At 35.4% G+C, this 17698-nt stretch carries 16 protein-coding genes and 1 tRNA gene; 7 read left to right on the top strand and 10 right to left on the bottom strand.

The features are described 5' to 3' along the window. Positions 1-122: 122 nt before the first annotated feature. Genes AC07UM_RS22490 through AC07UM_RS22480 form a run of 3 tightly spaced genes read right to left on the bottom strand, consistent with a single transcriptional unit; the run spans position 123 to position 1642 of the window. Positions 123-719: a hypothetical protein gene (locus AC07UM_RS22490; RefSeq protein ID WP_494684997.1), complete on the bottom strand. Its 597-nt coding sequence runs from the start codon at positions 717-719 to the stop codon at positions 123-125. A 9-nt stretch (positions 720-728) separates the two neighbouring features. Then, a complete protein-coding gene (gene dtd, locus AC07UM_RS22485) occupies positions 729-1178 on the bottom strand; it encodes a D-aminoacyl-tRNA deacylase (RefSeq protein ID WP_494684996.1) in 450 nt (149 codons plus the stop codon). An 8-nt stretch (positions 1179-1186) separates the two neighbouring features. Continuing rightward, positions 1187-1642 (bottom strand): hypothetical protein, encoded by a 456-nt coding sequence (locus tag AC07UM_RS22480; protein WP_494684995.1) that lies wholly within the window; start codon positions 1640-1642, stop codon positions 1187-1189. 109 nt (positions 1643-1751) lie between these two features. On the opposite strand from AC07UM_RS22480, the gene greA reads away from it, so the two are divergent. From greA to AC07UM_RS22445, 7 genes are all read left to right on the top strand, one after another. Then, a complete protein-coding gene (gene greA / locus AC07UM_RS22475; RefSeq protein ID WP_103232366.1) occupies positions 1752-2222 on the top strand; it encodes a transcription elongation factor GreA in 471 nt (156 codons plus the stop codon). 50 nt (positions 2223-2272) lie between these two features. After that, on the top strand, positions 2273-2662 hold the full coding sequence (locus AC07UM_RS22470; protein WP_494684994.1) for an HIT family protein: 390 nt from the start codon (positions 2273-2275) through the stop codon (positions 2660-2662). 72 nt (positions 2663-2734) lie between these two features. Then, on the top strand, positions 2735-3922 hold the full coding sequence (clpX, locus tag AC07UM_RS22465) for an ATP-dependent Clp protease ATP-binding subunit ClpX (RefSeq protein WP_124537072.1): 1188 nt from the start codon (positions 2735-2737) through the stop codon (positions 3920-3922). 75 nt (positions 3923-3997) lie between these two features. Continuing rightward, positions 3998-5983, top strand: coding sequence for a T9SS type A sorting domain-containing protein (locus AC07UM_RS22460; protein ID WP_494684993.1), 1986 nt, complete (start codon positions 3998-4000; stop codon positions 5981-5983). A 5-nt stretch (positions 5984-5988) separates the two neighbouring features. Further along, positions 5989-6198 (top strand): signal peptidase, encoded by a 210-nt coding sequence (locus AC07UM_RS22455; RefSeq protein ID WP_494684992.1) that lies wholly within the window; start codon positions 5989-5991, stop codon positions 6196-6198. Positions 6199-6259: 61 nt separating this feature from the next. Beyond that, positions 6260-7552, top strand: a complete 1293-nt coding sequence (locus AC07UM_RS22450; RefSeq protein ID WP_494684991.1) for a TlpA family protein disulfide reductase — start codon at positions 6260-6262, stop codon at positions 7550-7552. A gap of 44 nt (positions 7553-7596) precedes the next feature. Beyond that, positions 7597-7670: transfer RNA gene (locus AC07UM_RS22445), tRNA-Met, on the top strand. A 423-nt stretch (positions 7671-8093) separates the two neighbouring features. Here the strand turns inward: AC07UM_RS22445 and AC07UM_RS22440 are convergent. The 7 genes from AC07UM_RS22440 to AC07UM_RS22410 all read right to left on the bottom strand — a co-directional run bounded on the left by AC07UM_RS22440 (position 8094) and on the right by AC07UM_RS22410 (position 17697). Beyond that, a complete protein-coding gene (locus AC07UM_RS22440; RefSeq protein ID WP_494684990.1) occupies positions 8094-9392 on the bottom strand; it encodes an HlyD family secretion protein in 1299 nt (432 codons plus the stop codon). A 44-nt stretch (positions 9393-9436) separates the two neighbouring features. Beyond that, positions 9437-9631: a hypothetical protein gene (locus AC07UM_RS22435; RefSeq protein ID WP_494684989.1), complete on the bottom strand. Its 195-nt coding sequence runs from the start codon at positions 9629-9631 to the stop codon at positions 9437-9439. 61 nt (positions 9632-9692) lie between these two features. Further along, on the bottom strand, positions 9693-11888 hold the full coding sequence (locus tag AC07UM_RS22430) for a peptidase domain-containing ABC transporter (protein WP_494684988.1): 2196 nt from the start codon (positions 11886-11888) through the stop codon (positions 9693-9695). A 190-nt stretch (positions 11889-12078) separates the two neighbouring features. Beyond that, positions 12079-13593 carry a thioredoxin domain-containing protein gene (locus tag AC07UM_RS22425; RefSeq protein WP_494684987.1) on the bottom strand — a complete coding sequence of 505 codons (1515 nt, stop codon included), beginning with the start codon at positions 13591-13593 and terminating at the stop codon, positions 12079-12081. 839 nt (positions 13594-14432) lie between these two features. Next, positions 14433-15392, bottom strand: a complete 960-nt coding sequence (locus AC07UM_RS22420) for a DUF3810 domain-containing protein (RefSeq protein WP_494684986.1) — start codon at positions 15390-15392, stop codon at positions 14433-14435. Positions 15393-15483: 91 nt separating this feature from the next. Next, a complete protein-coding gene (locus AC07UM_RS22415) occupies positions 15484-16929 on the bottom strand; it encodes an MFS transporter (protein ID WP_494684985.1) in 1446 nt (481 codons plus the stop codon). A gap of 30 nt (positions 16930-16959) precedes the next feature. Beyond that, a complete protein-coding gene (locus AC07UM_RS22410; RefSeq protein ID WP_494684984.1) occupies positions 16960-17697 on the bottom strand; it encodes a lysophospholipid acyltransferase family protein in 738 nt (245 codons plus the stop codon). Position 17698 lies beyond the last annotated feature (1 nt).

Below are 17698 nucleotides of genomic sequence, written 5' to 3'. Positions count from 1 at the left end.
ATCTGTGAGGCTTTTAAAGAATGATATTCATAGTATTTCAATCTTAAATTTCCCTCTGTTTATCATAAAAAATACCATCCAGAATCGCTGAATGGTATTGTTGAGGGGTACAGATTTACTCTTTATATATCATCAAACCAGTTTAATGTATTTTTGTGGTAAATCACTTTCTTTTTATTCATAATCCGGTATTCAATACCTATACTGTCCTGGTTGACATTGATGAGTTTCGCTTCCTGAATTGACTGCTTTTTTTCATCTAAATAAGTTTCAGGGGAAGGTCGTACTACCTTTTCTATAACGTCTGAATAGGGACTTCTTGAAATTTGTTTTTCAAAGATTCCTTCTTTTTTGTAAATCGTAATGAGTGGCCTGTATAATGCTCCCGGCCGGCCTCTTTCCATCCTGTAGGTATCATCCAGCTGAATTCGCTGTTCACACCCAATGGTAGAGAAATAAAGGAGAATACCAAAAAAAGGAATCATCATAGGTAAAATGCTCAGAACAATTCCCGATATCAAAAGACCAAAGTATACCTTGATTATTTTTTTCTTCCAGAACCAGATGATGATAAAAATGGTCATCACGAGCCAAAGCCAGCTGATTATTTTATCAATATAATATCCGGCAAAACTGTAATGGTTCAGACTTAATACTATCCCAAACAGAAAAATTAAAGTCACCGCCAGATAAGCAATGATTATATTTTTGTTCTTCATCTCTCTGGATTAGTTTTTGGTAATAGAATCCATTACAATCGTGACAGGTCCGTCATTGATCAGGGATACTTTCATATCAGCTCCGAAAATTCCGCTTTCTGTCTTTAATCCTGACTTAGCTATTTCTTCTTTAAAGTAATCAAAAAGAGGTACAGCTTTATCAGGTTTTGCCGCCTTTATGAAAGAAGGGCGGTTGCCTTTTTTATAATCTGCAATTAATGTAAACTGGCTGATGCAAAGGATTTCTCCTGAAATATCCTTCACAGAAAGATTCAGTTTTCCCTCTTCATCTCCAAAGATTCTTAGATTTAAAACCTTCTGTACAAGCCAATCTGCATCTGTTTTTTCATCATTTTCATCTACACCTACCAGTAGCATGAGTCCCTTTCCGACTTCACCCACTATTTTTCCTTCTACTTTTACACTCGCTTCAGAGACTCTTTGTATAACGATCTTCATTGTATATTCTAATAGTAAACATTCAACGTTTTGCTTGGTGCATCATAGCTGTAAGGATAGGTCTTAGGAGGAAGAGACGTTTTAGCACCAGACTCTGGCTGTCCTGTACTTAATATCCATCTTGTGTTATCCTGAGGGCATATAATCGCAATATTGTCTTTTACCTCAAGAGTTGTATTGTTATCAGGGCATATATGAGGTGCATTCCTGTCATATACTTTAAATCCGTTTGCTGTTCGGACAATGATTAGCCCTCTTGTTCCGGACTGCTGCTCATTGACGTAAATCCAACCGTTGACATTGTTCAAAGCATAGTAGGCAGGCAGGTTTAAATTAAGCGATACATTGATCGGAGTATTGGGAAAGCAGCTCACTGTATCTTCTCTGCTTCCACAAGAATTTATAGTTAAATTACTGAAAATCAACAAACTGAAAATAGATAAGATTGAGAAAGTTTTTTTCATTTCAATTTAAATTTTTATATATTTGTAAAAGTTAAACGATTACAACACGAAAACATTGTCCGGCAAATGTCGGATTATTTTTTTATACTAAAACTAAATTTTGAAAATTATGGCAAGCTATGTAACTAAGGAGGGCCTAGAGAAAATGAAAGCTGAGCTTGAACAGTTGGAAACTGTGGAAAGACCAAAAATTACTCAGCAGATCGCAGAAGCCAGAGACAAAGGAGATTTGTCGGAAAATGCAGAATACGACGCGGCTAAAGAGGCTCAGGGGATGCTTGAAATGAGAATTTCTAAGCTGAAAGACGTTGTCTCTACTTCTAAAATTATAGACGAAAGCCAATTAGATACTTCAAAAGTTTCAATCTTAACAACAGTGAAACTTAAAAATAATGCTACCCAGCAAGAACAGGTATTTAAATTGGTACCGGATAACGAAAGCGACCTGAAGACAGGAAGAATTTCTGTAAACACTCCTATCGCAAAAGGTCTGTTAGGAAAAGTGATTGGCGAAACGGCTGAAATTACTTTACCCAACGGAAACAAACTATCTTTTGAAGTATTAGACATTTCTTTATAGTCTGATACCCTATTCTATTTCTAACTTCTGATATCCAACTTCTATATAATATGAGCACTATATTCACAAAAATCATCAATGGCGAAATTCCCTCCTATACAATTGCGGAAGATGAAAATTTTATTGCATTTTTAGACGCAATGCCTTTGGTGAAGGGACATACTTTAGTAGTTCCGAAAAAAGAAGTGGATTTGATTTTTGATCTTGAAAGTGAAGAATACAAAAACCTTTGGGGATTTGCCCAACAGGTAGCCAAGAAGATTAAAACTGCAATTCCATGTGTAAGAGTCGGAGTGGCGGTTGTAGGACTTGAAGTCCCTCATGCGCACATCCATCTCATCCCTTTAAACAAGGTGGAAGAAATGAATTTTAGAAATGAAAGATTAAAATTAACGAACGAAGAATATACAGAGATTCAAAACTCAATTATTAATTCTTAAAAAAACAGAAAATCGTAAAAAAGTAATTTTTTACGATTTTCTTTAATAACATATACATATATATTATATCATATGAACTCAAACCAATGTTCTTTCTGTGGCAGAAAAAGAAATGAAGTGCAGATGCTGATTTCTGGCCAGAATGGTTTTATTTGTGAAAATTGTATAGAGCAGGCACATGCTATTGTAAAAGACGGTGCATCGAAAACAGGGCATACACCTGCGGACAACATGGACGAGCTTAAAAAACCTAAGGAGATCAAGGTATTTCTTGATCAGTATGTGATCGGACAAGATCAGGCGAAAAAACAGCTTTCAATTGCTGTATATAATCATTATAAGAGATTGCTTCACGCTCAGGACGAAAACAGAGAGGTGGAGCTTGAAAAGTCAAATATTATCATGATCGGGGAGACCGGAACAGGTAAAACCCTTCTTGCAAAAACAATCGCGAGAGAACTTAATGTTCCTTTTTGTATCGTAGATGCTACTATTTTGACAGAAGCCGGATATGTAGGAGAGGATGTTGAAAGTATTCTGTCCAGACTTCTGATGGTCGCGGATTATGATGTAGAAAAAGCTGAAAAAGGAATTGTTTTCATCGATGAGATTGATAAGATTGCAAGAAAATCCGACAATCCAAGTATTACAAGAGACGTTTCCGGAGAAGGAGTACAGCAGGGATTATTGAAACTGTTGGAAGGAAGTATTGTGAATGTTCCGCCGCAGGGAGGAAGAAAACATCCGGATCAAAAATATATTCAGGTGAATACTCAGAACATATTATTTATTGCCGGTGGAGCTTTTGACGGAATCAAAGAGATTATCGAAAGAAGAATGAACAAGCAGGCAATCGGATTCAGCTCTGAAAAAATTAATAAAACAGATGAAGACGAATATGTATTAACAAATATTAATGCAATTGATCTTCGTACTTTCGGATTAATTCCGGAGCTTTTAGGAAGGTTTCCAATCATCACTTACCTCGATAAACTTACAAAAGAGACCTTGGTAAGAATCATGAAGGAACCTAAAAATTCAATCGTGAACCAATTTGTAGAACTCTTCAAAATGGATGGCACGAATTTGGCAATTACGGATGGGGCAATTGAAAAAATTGTTGAAGAAACCCTTGAAAAAGGATTAGGTGCCCGAGGACTTAGAGGCACGACTGAAAAAGTTTTGGAAGACTACATGTTTTCAATCGGAGAGGAGAAAGATATTGTCCTGACAGAGGATAATGTTTTGATTAATAGATAATATTATTTTTTTTTGTAAAAAAAAAATAATACCTTTGCGGGTGAAGATTGTATTAACACACAAATAATTTATACAATGAGAAAAAGTTTATTTGCTATAGGTCTTTTAGCAATTAGTTACTCTGTTCAGGCGCAGATACTATGTCATGTTGACACTAATGCTAATATGTATGTGAGCGAAGGCACCCTAGTTTATAGCGGTGGAGGTGTACAAACAAAAGCCAATGGTATTTTGGATGTACATGGAAATATCATGGTCGTAGGATCTGGTACAGATAGTTTTAAAACAATTGATGCTGCCGGTGCAGATAAAACCGATGGTGGAAATATTATTTTAAGACTTAATACCCCTGCTTCTTTTGCTACTTCCACGTATGGTCAGTTGTACATCGATGGATTATCCCAGTCCAACATTACTGGTGTTGTAACGAAAGAATACAGAACTACAAGTAACGGTAGCGGTAATTATTTCCAGCAAGTTGCTTTACCTTTCTCCGGTAAAGCTTACAATTCATTATCTGCTGAAGTTGGTAAAACTTTCAATACAGGAAGGTATGACAATCCAATTCTTAAATGGGATAATGCTAATGCTGTTTCTATTACCACTTTGAATCTAGCTCCTACCTCGACTACTTGGGATGCTTCAGGTTATTATATGCTTAAGGTTAAAAATAACGATTGGAATCCAAGTACTCCTGCAGGTGCGGCAACTGTATTCAATATTAATGGTAAACCATATGCACCATATGCTGGTGCTGTAACATTGCAGAATGCAGGGAAATCTAATGTAGGTACTTCTAATGTAGTATTTGGAACCAACGGTAATACTTTAAACCAATACAGCGAGAAGTACAATACTTATCTTGATGACAGTTTTGAGTTTACTCTAACTCCATGGGCTGGAACATTTGGTCAAAATTTCTATCAATTCGGAAACCCTTTCCTTACCAATATAGATTTAGCTAATATTGGATATACTGAAGGGGGTACAACAACTGACGGAAATGCAGTGAAAAATATCTGGGGTATTGAATATAATCCGGGTACGATTGTTACACTTCCTAATGGTTCTACTTTTGCTACAGGGGCTCAGGTAGTTACTTACATAGCTACAGGTGATGGAGTTGCTCCGGCAGTTGGAGATGTGAACTTAGATAAAATGGTTATCAAACCTATGCAGTCGTTTAAAATAAAGTTAAGAGATAATTCACTTCAAACTTTAAATTTTAATACACTGAGAAGATTTAAGTCAACAGCAAGAACATCAGGTACTGATTACAATGTGAATGCTGCTAGAAGTGCTAATGGGAAATCTGTAACGAATACTGTAAAACAGCTTGGGGTGATTGGACTAGATGCTAATGGAAACGAACTTTCCAGAACATACTATGTTGTTTCTCCAGGATTAACAACTGGACACCAGATTTCTGCTGCAACTTCGGTTCAGGCTTCAGCCGGTAAAAATCTTATCGGTACTTATGAAGAAGCATTGAATGGTGGGTATGATACTAACAATCAAAACTATTGGTTATATATTAACGAAGCTAATGAGAATAACTTCCAGGGTAAGAATGTTAAGTTAATGAGCTATTACGACCAGGTGAAGTCTTATAAATTCGAGATCAGAGAAAACACTGAGTTAATTCCAGCTGGTGCACACCAGTTATCTTCAGGCATTGGTTTCTATTATAAAGCAGAAAATGGGAATTTAATAGAAGCTAAACAAGGAGGTATTGTAGCTGTAACAAATGAGGAAGCTAATTTGTACTATGGAGAACCTAGCAATATTACTCTAGCAGTAGATAATAATAAAGCTAATGCTTCAAGAACACTTGTAGTGTATGATCCATCTATTACAAATTACATTGTAAGATTTGATCCAAAATGGAAAAAAGCAGATATTCAAGTTTATGATATGAGCGGTAAACTGGTAATCTCTAAAAAAGCGGTTGAAACATCCAGAGATTTTGTAATCGAGCTTGATGGCTCAGTTAAAAATTCATATGTTGTAAAAATCGTTTCTGACAAGGGAGAAACTGTTAACACTAAAATCTTAAAATAAACCACATGAAAACTATTAATAAACTAGTATTGGCCTTTTTTCTTTTCGTTATATCTTTAGCAAATGCAGCTCCACCGCCACCAGGAGGAGGAGGAAACGGAGGAAATGGTACCGGAGCACCTGCACCCATTGATATGTATGTATATATACTTGGTATTGTAGCAATTGGATTTATTGTTTACTTTACAAAAAAGTATAAGAGCGTAAAAGCATAAAATTTTATTAAAATAATATTAAACTCTCTGATTAGTCAGAGAGTTTTTTTATTTTTACTCTATGAAAAAGATTTATACGCTATCTGCTGTTTTGGCCGCATTTGCTCTACAGGCTCAATTTACGGTTACAATTCAGACTCCGGCAGATTTTAAAGATCAGGATGCTATTCTATATACATTAAACGGTTCAAAAGATATTATTGTTACTAAAGAACAAGGTAAGAATAATACATGGACCTTTAAATATCCAAGCAACTACATGGGAATGATGAAAGTTTATTTCCCGGTTTCTAATAATACAGTAAGCTTTATTTCTGAAAATAAAAATGTCAACTTTAAGCTGGATATCCAGAATAATAAGGTTAAAGATGTTACTTATCTGGACGAAGCTAATGCTCTGATGAGTAAGCAACAGGAAGGATCACAAAAGAAAGAGCTTATCCTGCCTGCTTTATCTCAGATCAAAGAATATTATAAAGATAACACAGAGTTCGGAAAAGCCTTGAAAACAGAGATTGACAGACTTTCGGGGAGTTCTAGTTCTATTGATGCAGCACAGCATCCGTTCATTACATATTATAATACGAATTATAGTAAGTTCTTATCCAACTCAGCGGGTACAACCAAAAAAGTAGATCAGGAAGAAATAATCAACTTTCTGGATAAATCAGGTGATATGCTTGAGAGCTCATCATTATTGAGACCAGTATTAGTTAACTATCTGAACTCAGGTGGTAATACTAATGTTACAGCTTCTGTTGATAAACTATTAGATCGTTTGAAAGTGGAAACTCCAAGAGGGCAGACTGTATTATCAGAACTGATCGATATCTTTGACGTTTATGAAATGGATGAATACAAGAGTAAATATCTTTCGCTTGCCAAGAATCTTAAATGTACGATTAATGACAGGCTTGCTTCTACATTAAAATCGAATGCAAACATTGAAATGGGGGCTGCTTTTCCTAATTACAAATTCCAGTCACCCGTTAATACCACTGCAAAGTCATTATACGATATAAAGGCAGATAAGAAGGTTGTTGTTTTCTGGTCATCCACATGTTCACATTGTGAAAGTGAGCTTCCGAAACTTCTGGAGAAATACAATGATCTGAAATCAAAAAATATTCAGATTGTTGGGCTATCCCTGGATGTTGACAAAAATTCTTATTCTAAAAAAATTGCTGCTTTTCCTTGGGTGAATGATTCAGAATTGAGAGGGTGGAACAGTACTTACACTGATTTGTACAATATTCATGCAACTCCGACGTATTTTATTTTAGATGCTAACAATAAGATAATCAGTAAACCAGACCATGTTGGGGATGTTTTGGAATATTTTAAGCTAAAATAATTTTGGAGGTAAAGAAATATTTTCTATATTTGCACCACCAAAAAGGCGAGGTAGCTCAGTTGGTTAGAGCGCAGGATTCATAACCCTGAGGTCACGGGTTCAATTCCCGTCTTCGCTACAATAAACCGCAATCATTGATTAATGATTGCGGTTTTTATTTTTAGAATGGTCGAAAACATTATCTTCTAATTTTTCCAAAATATTTCTTTTTTTTATAGATTCTGACTTTCCAAGTGAAAATTGAGGGATATAAAGTCTGTACCTCTTTTTACCATAGTACTTATTCTTTTTATAATAAAGGAAAATTAATATATTCCTTTTATTTGATTTCTCATAGGCTTTTTTTGAAAGAACTATTTTATTTTGATCAATATTCTTGTTGGGTCGGATAAAGCGCATAATTGATCTGTAAAATGGATAGCTTGTAATAGATAGTTTTTCCTTTAAAAGAGTCTTGGAAGAATACTTCTTAAACCATCATGAAAAAAGCCGTTTTACAGTCTGTAAAACGGCTTTTTTATTTTTTTGTACAGGTTCTTTATCAGACCTGGTATCCAAGTAGCTTTCTGATTTGATAGAAGAATCTTTCAATCAGTCGCAGATCTTGTGTCACAATCTCTGCGCTCCCTCTTAGTTCTTTATCGAATGTAAGCGTTTTGTTGTAGCTTGTTTTTAATCCTTTTGGTAAAATCACATCTACATAATAATTTCCTTTTTCATCGGGAATAAGAGAGATGTTCTGTACTTTTCCTTCGATAATCCCATATTCCTGGAATCGGTAATTGTCGAGCTTAATCAGTACTTTTTCACCCGGAATTATTTTTCCTGAATTGACTGTGGGAACGGACATTCTGCCTACTAACTGCTCTTTATTTTTAGGAAGAATAGAAAGAATGGGTTCTCCTGACTTTACGAACTGATTCTCACCAAAAAACTGTTGAAAGCTGGCAACACCATCAGTAGATGAGATGACAAGGTAATTCAGTTCCCATTGCTTTAGAGACTTTCTCAGCTGCTCAAGGAGCTGTAAAGTTTGTGATGAGTATGTAATTCTGTCTTTTTCTGTGTTAATGGCAGTTCCGCTTTTGGTTTTATTAAGGTTGGAAATACCTTCATCCATTTGTGATATGGAAATTTTAAGATTTTCAAGGTTTTGCTGAGCCTGAAGAAATTTGATTTTTTCATTCTCAAGTTCCATCGCTGAAATAACGCCTTGATTAAAAAGTTCCTGAGATCTGTTGAAGTTTTTCCTTGTCAGATCATATTTTATAGATTCAAGATTCTTCTGTTGTTTTAAGGTAGCTATTCTTATCCTGTATTCAGAAATACTCTGATTGGCTGCCAGATTTTCCGGAGCATAAGGCTGTAATCTTGTAAATAAAGCCTCATCCTGAAATGCCTTGGCAAAACTGTTGTATTCCCCCTGTAATTCACCTAATTTAAAACTTGAAGTCTGGGCAATAGGGAAGGTGTACAATTTGTCAGGAGTAATAGAGTCTACCAGTTTTTTCAACTCTAAAATATCTTTATAGTTGGCTGCAGACTGCATGACCATCAGTACATCATTTTTTTTAACTTCCTGATGATCTTTTATAAATATTTTTTCAATTTTTGAACTTGTCCTTGCTTCTATTTTCTCTGGAGGATTCTGAGAAGTTACAATAATGGGAGCCGGTACAAATTCCGGATATTTTATAATATAACTCATAAAGAGAATGAGCAGGAGGATAATAAATATAACGGTATTTCCCCAGCGGATCATCCAATGAGGAGGCTGGGTAAGAATATCCTGTACGCTTTCTGAGCGGAGTTCAATATTGTCTAAAACGTCTTCTTTCATTTTTCTAAGATAAAATTTCCCCAATATTTCATGGGGAATATAATTTAACCAAATGGGCAATTCCCGTCATACCACGATGGTGGTGAAGTATCTGCATCCGGTGGACATGCAATATGGTGGAGACGGCATGGCATCCAGCTGCCAAGACACCAAGAACCACAACAGTTGTTGTCCGGAATAACTACGCCTCCGCTGACAAATGCCAGATCTTTTCTCGAAAGTTTTTTTAGATTTTTCATGATTAAAATTAGTTTTTATTTTTCCTACTCTGTAAGCTTTTCGGATTCCGCTGTATATTGGCTAGCTTCCCAATTCAAGCTGATTTCTTACAAGTCTGTAATATTCTCCCCTTAAATCTACCAAATCGGCATGGCTTCCTTCTTCTACTACTTTTCCATGATCCAGCACAATGATCTTATCAGCATGTCTTACTGTGGAAAGCCTGTGGGCAATAACTACAGCTGTTTTTCCTTTAAAGAACTGCTCAAGATTTTCCATGATCACTTTCTCATTATTGGCATCCAGTGCAGAGGTTGCTTCATCAAACAAAATGTATTCAGGTGATTTGTATACCGCTCTTGCAATAAATAGCCTTTGTTTCTGACCACCGCTGACTCCTACACCTTCATTTCCAATCTTTGTATTATAGCTTAGTGGAAGACTTTCTATAAATTCTTTGATGTTGGCAATTTCTACGGCACGTCTTAGCTTTTGTTTATCAATATGATCTTCACCTACCGCAATATTATTGGCAATAGTGTCATTGAATACATATCCTTCCTGCATTACCACTCCACAATGATCTCTCCAGTTTCTTGGAGAAATGTTTTTCATATTGGTACTTCCAATTCTGATCTCCCCCTTGTCCGGATCATAGAACTTCATCAAGAGTTTCAGCAGAGTTGTTTTTCCACTTCCGCTGGCTCCTACAATTGCTGTAGTCTGCTGATAAGGTATGGTAAGGTTTAAGTCTTCAAAAACGGGAACATCAGAACCGATATATCTGAACGACATATCTTTGATCTCTATGTCTTTTTTTGGAAAATCTGTGACGTATTGTTCATTCTTGTCTTCTTCATCATCTTTGTCGTGAATTTCTCCCAATCTTTCAAGGGAAATTTTAGCATCCTGTGTCTGTTTGATAAAGTCGATAAGTTGTAGAAGAGGGCTGTTGAGCTGTCCAATGATATATTGTACAGAAAGCATCATCCCTAAGGTAAGATTTCCACTTAAAACCAGTTTTGCTGAAAGGAAACTCACCAGAATATCTTTCATCTGGTTGATAAAATTTCCTCCTACAGATTGCCATTGCTCTAGTGAAAGGGATTTTATTCGGATTTTGAACAATTTTACCTGAAGAAATTCCCAGTCCCATCGTTTCTGCTTTTCAGCATTATGCATTTTGATCTCCTGCATCCCGTTGATAAGCTCTATTACCTTACTCTGTTCCTGGGATACCTGAGAGAATCTTTTGTAGTCAAGTTCTTTTCTTTTTTTCAAAAAGAAGCTGATCCATCCGATATACAATATCGCTCCTACGAGATAAACAATGAATAATCTGTAATCATAAAACAGAAGTACAATACTGAAAATGATAAGATTCACCAATGAAAATAATGTATTTAAAGATGAGCTTGTAAGAAGCTGCTCAATTCTATGGTGGTCATTTATTCTCTGCATGATATCTCCGGTCATTCTCGTGTCAAAGAAACTTATTGGAAGCTTCATCAATTTGATAAAGAAATCGGAAATGATCGAAATATTAATTCTTGCCGAAAGGTGAAGAAGAATCCAGCTTCGAATGGTTTCAATACCCATTCTTCCCAGGAACAACATGATCTGTGCAAGTAAAACCACATAGATAAAGTTGATATCCTGATTTTGGATCCCGACGTCTACAATACTTTGGGTAAGAAACGGGAAAATCAGGGATAGTAAACTTCCTCCCAAAAGTCCTACAGCAAGCTGAATAACTAGTGTTTTATACTTTAGAAGGTATTTGGAAAGGAAAGTAAAGCTGGCTTTGCTCTCTTCAGCATCAAATTCCGTTTGGAAGAATGCCGGAGTTGTTTCAAGAATAAGGATAATTCCTTCTTCTGTTTTCTCATTTGCATTTTCTCCGATCCAGAATTTGATAAATTCTTCCCGTGTATAGGTAATCAGCCCATAACTGGGATCTGAAATATATACCTTGTTGTTTTTATCAATTTTATAAACAACAACAAAGTGATTTTTATTCCAGTGTGCAATACAAGGGAATGGAACCTCTTCTGTGAGGGTGTTGAAGTCAATTTGGACTCCCATTGATCGGAATCCCAGATTTTCTGCAGCATCACTCAGTCCAAGAAGGCTGCTTCCTTCCCGTGTGGTTTCGGAGAGATTACGAATCTGCTGCAGGGATATACTTTTACCATAATGTTTACTTACGATCCTGAGACAGGTAGGACCGCAGTCTTTGGTATCTGGCTGCTTATAAAAAGGAAATTTTTTTTTCAAAACTAATACTCATTATAAAATGCCGTCAATACATGACGACATTTTTACTTTAATTCAATTATAATTCAATGAAATGGTGAACCGGAAATAGGTCCATTTATCACCGCTTTTCTACTCTTTTACACCTTTTCAGATGGTTATTTTGTTTTTCCTAAGATAGTGAAATTTTTGAATGCATAAGATTTATTTACTAAATCTCATCATCTTCAATTAATTCATCAATAAAGAACAAAATATCTTCACGATCATACTTGTCAGGGAACTGATATCCGTTGATGATAAAGATCGGAGTAAAGCTTAATCCCGCATTACTATTTTCCTTAGACATCTCTACCAGTGGGTTCAGGTTTTCTGATGTTACATTTCCTCCGGAAAGAGCATTGATTTTGCTTTCATCCTTCGTTTCAAACCATTCTTCAACAGCATGTAAAAACTCTTTTTCAGGTTTGTTATGATAAATATAAGTTAAGTCTGAAATAAGACCAGTGTATTTTTCGGGAGCTCTTTGAGGGCTGTAGTTGAATCTCATCTGTAAAGAGATGTTATCCGGGTATTTCTCTAAAAGACCTTCTGCAAGTTTATGAGCATCTTTACAGAAACCACAATATGGATTTGAAACGATGGAAATACGAAGCTTAGCATCTTTTTTCCCAACGGCGAAAGTTTCAGTATCCTGGAATTCTATTTTTTGGTTCTGCTCCATTTGATTTTTGAAAAGCTCATAATTTCTTTTAAATCTAAGGTTTTTAGCATTCGATTTCTGAAGCGTTTCTTTTTGCTCAAGCAAAGTATTAAAATAAATAATAGAAGAGAAAACAAGCGCCCATAGAATAACAGTCAATAAAAGTGTTCCAATACTGAAAGAGAGATTCTCGAACAATAAACTACTGATGACTAATTGTCCTACAAGGATTGAAATAATCAAGAGACAAACTCTACAAAATGTTTTTTCTACAAATGCCTGAATGTATAAAGAATATCCTATGGCAAGTACAGAGACAAAAGTAAATCCTTTTACAATATAAGCTGTTGCGGGTAAAAACAGACCCAATACAGCAAGCCCGGCAAAATAAATCAGAGAAAAGTCTGAAAACTTTAATCCTAAAATACTTGTTTTATCCTGTTTTATAATTTTATCACATGAATTGGCTGTTTGGCTGGCAGCAGCAGCACCACCACCACAAATACTTCCAATTACAGTGGATGTATTTCCGAATTTCTGATTGAAAATTTCCAGTGAAATATATACGCCGGCTAACGAAAGAAGATTGAACAGGGCTTCATAGATCGTTTGGCTTATAAAAGAATAGGCCAGAACAGCAGCAAAAATCAAATAAAGGACAGGTTTGAAATTGAAAGCTGTTTTGCTTTCTGCATTCTCTGTTTTTTCAAATAAAAGCACAAAGTCTGTTGATTTGGTATAAAGTTCTTCCTTACCCAAAGTTTTTGCCTTTTCTGAATATACTGAATAGTTGCTTCCTGACTTTTTTACCAGAGAGAATGAATTTTCAACAATGGCAATAAATTCTTCCGGAAGCTCATCCCAATACTCTTTGTCAAGTTCATAAGCATCATTTTTTACCCCCATAAAGTTGAGTGTATCACTAAAGGCAAGTGCAGATGGGTAATTGGGATGTGAGTTGAACTGGAAAATAAATTCCTGTTTATCGAGTTTTAGGTGGTTAATTAGTTTGTCAAAAATCATGTTAATATTTTTATCTAAAATACACAGATGTTTTAAATATACAAAAAAAAATCTCCTTTATTAGTGAGATATAAACAGGTGTTGGTAGATTTTATTTGAATCTCAGTATTTTATTTTACAAAACTTGAATTTAAAATTAAATTTTTTAGTATGTTTTTTTATTAAAATTAGCTTATTTTCCCTGTTTTCAGAGCTAGATTATTTCTTGATAAAACAAGTTTTTAAGTAAAATACCTGATTTTCAGAAGATATGTTTTTGACAAAATGGAGGATCGTTTTTTGCAGGCAGATATTTTCAGCTTTCAGAGTTAAGTTTACATTAAATTTTACTTTTGGGAGCAAAAAGAGCCTTCTTTTAAACAAAATATAGGGCGTTTTTGCAAGGGATAAATTGTGGTAAAAACAGGATAAATATATGTCGTCATTCTGACCCAAATATCTCTGTTTTTTTGGACTCAAATTTTAGAGATATCATGTAAAATTGGCATGATAACTCCAACTTTAAAAGTGTGAAAAATCGAATAAAGTACAATGAAATATATTTAAACAATCGTTTAATTTATTAAATTTTTTATAGGTTACATGGTGTTTAATTGATGTTTTTCGCGGTGTATCTCGGATTAATTGCGATTTATGATGTTTCGATATGAACTCAAAAAAACTTAAAAAATCATAAAGTTTTCATAAAGTTTTAAAAAAGGATAGAAATGTTTTTGTATTTATAAAATATGTCGTACTTTTACATCGCCTTGAATGAGGGAACAAGTCAAGGTAATAAATTTTTTTTCATCATTTGTGTTTTTAGAATCGTATCGCCTGATACGATTCTTTTTTTTTGTTTATTTTTCGTAGTTTAAGAGGAGATCTATGAAGTAAGAATAAGTGACTGAGCCTTCCTGTTGGTTACTTTTCAAAAACAGATTGTTGGTATATCCAAAGAAGTCATCAAGCCATCCCTGATGACTGAACACGAAACTTTTTTCATAAACACGGTCTTTTTTCATAGCAGGAGAATAATGATGAAGAATATTTTTTACAAACTCAGGATCTTCCTCTACAATGAACCTTAAAAGACTCTTTAAAGTAAAAAGCTCAGTGCTGTACCGCAACTCCAGATTACTGGAATGAATCCCTATTAAATACCCCACAAAATTAGCTTCCTGTTCCCTGGCGAAACCCAGCTGATGAGAACTCTCATGAGCGGTTGTAAAAGGGATGAAAGTAGGGGGTAATTCAGAGTTATATTGAGCCTCTGCGGTAAAAGGATTATAATATCCCAAAATCCCGGTAAAGCTCATGACATTCTTGAATAAACTTGGTTTAATAGCTAATATTTGAGTTGCTTTTTTATCTGATATATAAGAGGGTAATTTAGCCTGCTGATCGAGAATTTCCTTTTGTATAGCAGTAAGATTTGTGATGATAAAGACTCCCTTAGCATTTTCATGAACAGACTGTCGGGTTAGCTTACATTTTTCAAGATAGGTAAGAGCCAGTTTTTTTGCTTTTTCCACATCCGGTTCTTTCTGGCTTGAAAGCTTCTTAATGATAGGAGTCTGGAAGTACAGCATCCCCCAAAAGATTTGATAAATAAAATAAAAGATATTAATAATAATCAGGAGCTTTATCATAGAACCGTTTCTTCGTTGCTTTCTGAATAAAGTGATTATATAATACAAAATAAAAACACCCAATATAGTATAGATAAGGTCTCCCATAGAAAACGGAATCCAGTAGAACAGCATCTGATGTATTGCTTTCTGAAGCTCAAAGAAACTTTCAAAAAAACAAATCATCATGTTGGATTTTGAGAAACCGTAAAATAAAAGAAATTGGGCAAGTAATACACCTGCCCAAAATCTTTTCTTATTATATATTTTCCTTGTTATATTAATGACCATTACCTTTAGATACTTTATCCAGATCAATGCCTTGGGCTTTCAAAATCCCACTCACACGGATCGCATAGAATGCAAGATAAGCAAAACAAACAACCCCCACGATATAACTGAAGTGAATATTTGTAATGTCTGCAATATAACCTTGTATAAAGCTTACGATACCACCACCCATAATCATCATGATAAGATACCCGGATCCTTGGTTGGTATGCTTTCCAAGTCCGTTGATAGCCAGCGCAAAGATACATGGCCATAGAGTAGAGCAGAAAAGACCTACACTGGTAAATGCATACACAGAAACCATACCTGAAGTGAACATACCGATAAGTAGAGCTGTAATTCCTGCTAATGAGAAAATTAAAAGCATTCTTGCCGGGTTTCCTTTACTCATGATATCACAAATGATCATCGCAATAATGATAAATCCATATACATAGAATGGAGAAAGATCATGATGAGCCAGCGCGTTTACGAATAAAAATACACCAAATGCAAGATAAGGCGCTAAGAATCTTAAGATCTTTTTGAAGCCTGCGTTCACGTCAAATGCCTCTACAGCACCTGTCCAACGGCCAATCATTAATGATGCCCAGTATAATGAGATGTAAGGGGCTACTTCTTTCGTTTCAAATCCTAAGTTTTTTTCCATATAAGCAGGAAGGTTACTCGCTGTGGAAACCTCTACTCCTACATACACGAAAATCGCGATCATTCCCATTACCAATTGAGGATACTGGAAAGCTGAACTTCTGTGTTCTCCCGGAGTTGTATCATCTGTATCCGTACTATTGGTCGGCGTTACAGCAGGAAGGGAAGAAAATTTAAGCATTAAAGCTACAAGAGCAAAAGCTGCTCCTAATATAAGATAAGGTATTTTTACACTTTCGATACTTGCTTCCGTATTGGCTGCGCTTGCAGAACCAAAAATAGCAAATGCAACGATAAGTGGTCCTATTGTCGTTCCTAAGTTATTGATTCCCCCAGCCATTGTTAATCTCTGAGATCCCGTTTCTGTAGGACCTACCTCAATAGCGAGCGGATTAGCAACAATCTGCTGAAGAGAGAATCCTAACCCTACAATAAATAATCCGGAGATCATTAACGGAAAAGAATGCATATTGGCTGCCGGGTAAAATAATAAGGTTCCCATTGCAGAAATAAGAAGTCCCACAATAAGACCGTTTTTGTACCCTATTTTATTGATCAAATCCTGCTTAATGCTTTTTGATATGACCATATAAATTAAAGAGCCTACAGTATATGCTACATAAAAGCATATCTGGACCAGCATACTTTCAGTTTGTGATAAGTTGAAGGCTTTTTGAAAAACTGGGATCAGGATATCATTACTGGCTGCTACAAATCCCCAAAAGAAGAATACAGTAACCAACGGAATGAATTGGGCCCAATTGGTTTGTTTAGAATAATTTGACATATTTATTATAGATTTCACAAACAAATATAACTATTTCCTTTCAACGGAATACCTGATTAAGGTTTTTTTTATTTTCTCATAAGCCTCTGCCTTTAAGTCTTTTGGCGAATCTGTAGGCTCAATGATTCCATTGAAATACACCTTTACTCTTCCAGGATAGCCTTTTGAGTTTTCAAAAGGGAACATTTCCTTGAGTCCGATAAAGGTATAAACAGCTATAGGAGAATGATGTTTTGAAGACAGCATAAATGCTCCGTCCTTAAAATCATCCAGGATAATAGAAGTGTCATCAGGTACACCGCCTTCAGGAAAAATAGCAATGCTGTTGCCTTCCTCCATCTTCTCTGCACACCTCCGGTATACATCAGCGCGGCTTCTCGCACTCGCTCTGTCTACCATGACACATATCCTTTTATATATGGTTCCAAAAATAGGAATCTTTACCAGTTCTTTCTTCCCTACAAAACATATTGGATGATTCGGTAATAGCATACAGGTAAGCATAATATCCATGATGGAAGTATGATTGGAGATAAAGACATACGGTATATTTTTGTCCTTTTCCTGTTCTGAAAGTTTAATGAGATCATATCTGAAGCCCATTCCGTAGAACATTCCAAAACACCAGAGTCTGACAAGTTTATACCCGTACTTGTAATGCTTTTTATTAAAAGATAAAATATAGACCGGGATTCCAATGGTAACTGTCAGAAAAAATGCCAACAGCAGCAACCAGAATCTCCATAGATAATTTAAAATTTTTGTCACA

The sequence above is a fragment of the Chryseobacterium sp. GW821-FHT04C04 genome (genome assembly GCF_059420365.1).
Note: the sequence above shows the minus strand (reverse complement) of the source record. Positions and strands in the feature narration are given on the sequence as shown.

Bases quoted from the DNA above. Each gene is read 5' to 3' on its own strand.
- AC07UM_RS22490 (WP_494684997.1), bottom strand. From the start codon at position 719: ATGAAGAACAAAAATATAATCATTGCTTATCTGGCGGTGACTTTAATT.
- dtd (WP_494684996.1), bottom strand. From the start codon at position 1,178: ATGAAGATCGTTATACAAAGAGTCTCTGAAGCGAGTGTAAAAGTAGAA.
- AC07UM_RS22480 (WP_494684995.1), bottom strand. From the start codon at position 1,642: ATGAAAAAAACTTTCTCAATCTTATCTATTTTCAGTTTGTTGATTTTC.
- greA (WP_103232366.1), top strand. From the start codon at position 1,752: ATGGCAAGCTATGTAACTAAGGAGGGCCTAGAGAAAATGAAAGCTGAG.
- AC07UM_RS22470 (WP_494684994.1), top strand. From the start codon at position 2,273: ATGAGCACTATATTCACAAAAATCATCAATGGCGAAATTCCCTCCTAT.
- clpX (WP_124537072.1), top strand. From the start codon at position 2,735: ATGAACTCAAACCAATGTTCTTTCTGTGGCAGAAAAAGAAATGAAGTG.
- AC07UM_RS22460 (WP_494684993.1), top strand. From the start codon at position 3,998: ATGAGAAAAAGTTTATTTGCTATAGGTCTTTTAGCAATTAGTTACTCT.
- AC07UM_RS22455 (WP_494684992.1), top strand. From the start codon at position 5,989: ATGAAAACTATTAATAAACTAGTATTGGCCTTTTTTCTTTTCGTTATA.
- AC07UM_RS22450 (WP_494684991.1), top strand. From the start codon at position 6,260: ATGAAAAAGATTTATACGCTATCTGCTGTTTTGGCCGCATTTGCTCTA.
- AC07UM_RS22440 (WP_494684990.1), bottom strand. From the start codon at position 9,392: ATGAAAGAAGACGTTTTAGACAATATTGAACTCCGCTCAGAAAGCGTA.
- AC07UM_RS22435 (WP_494684989.1), bottom strand. From the start codon at position 9,631: ATGAAAAATCTAAAAAAACTTTCGAGAAAAGATCTGGCATTTGTCAGC.
- AC07UM_RS22425 (WP_494684987.1), bottom strand. From the start codon at position 13,593: ATGATTTTTGACAAACTAATTAACCACCTAAAACTCGATAAACAGGAA.
- AC07UM_RS22420 (WP_494684986.1), bottom strand. From the start codon at position 15,392: ATGATGATTTGTTTTTTTGAAAGTTTCTTTGAGCTTCAGAAAGCAATA.
- AC07UM_RS22415 (WP_494684985.1), bottom strand. From the start codon at position 16,929: ATGTCAAATTATTCTAAACAAACCAATTGGGCCCAATTCATTCCGTTG.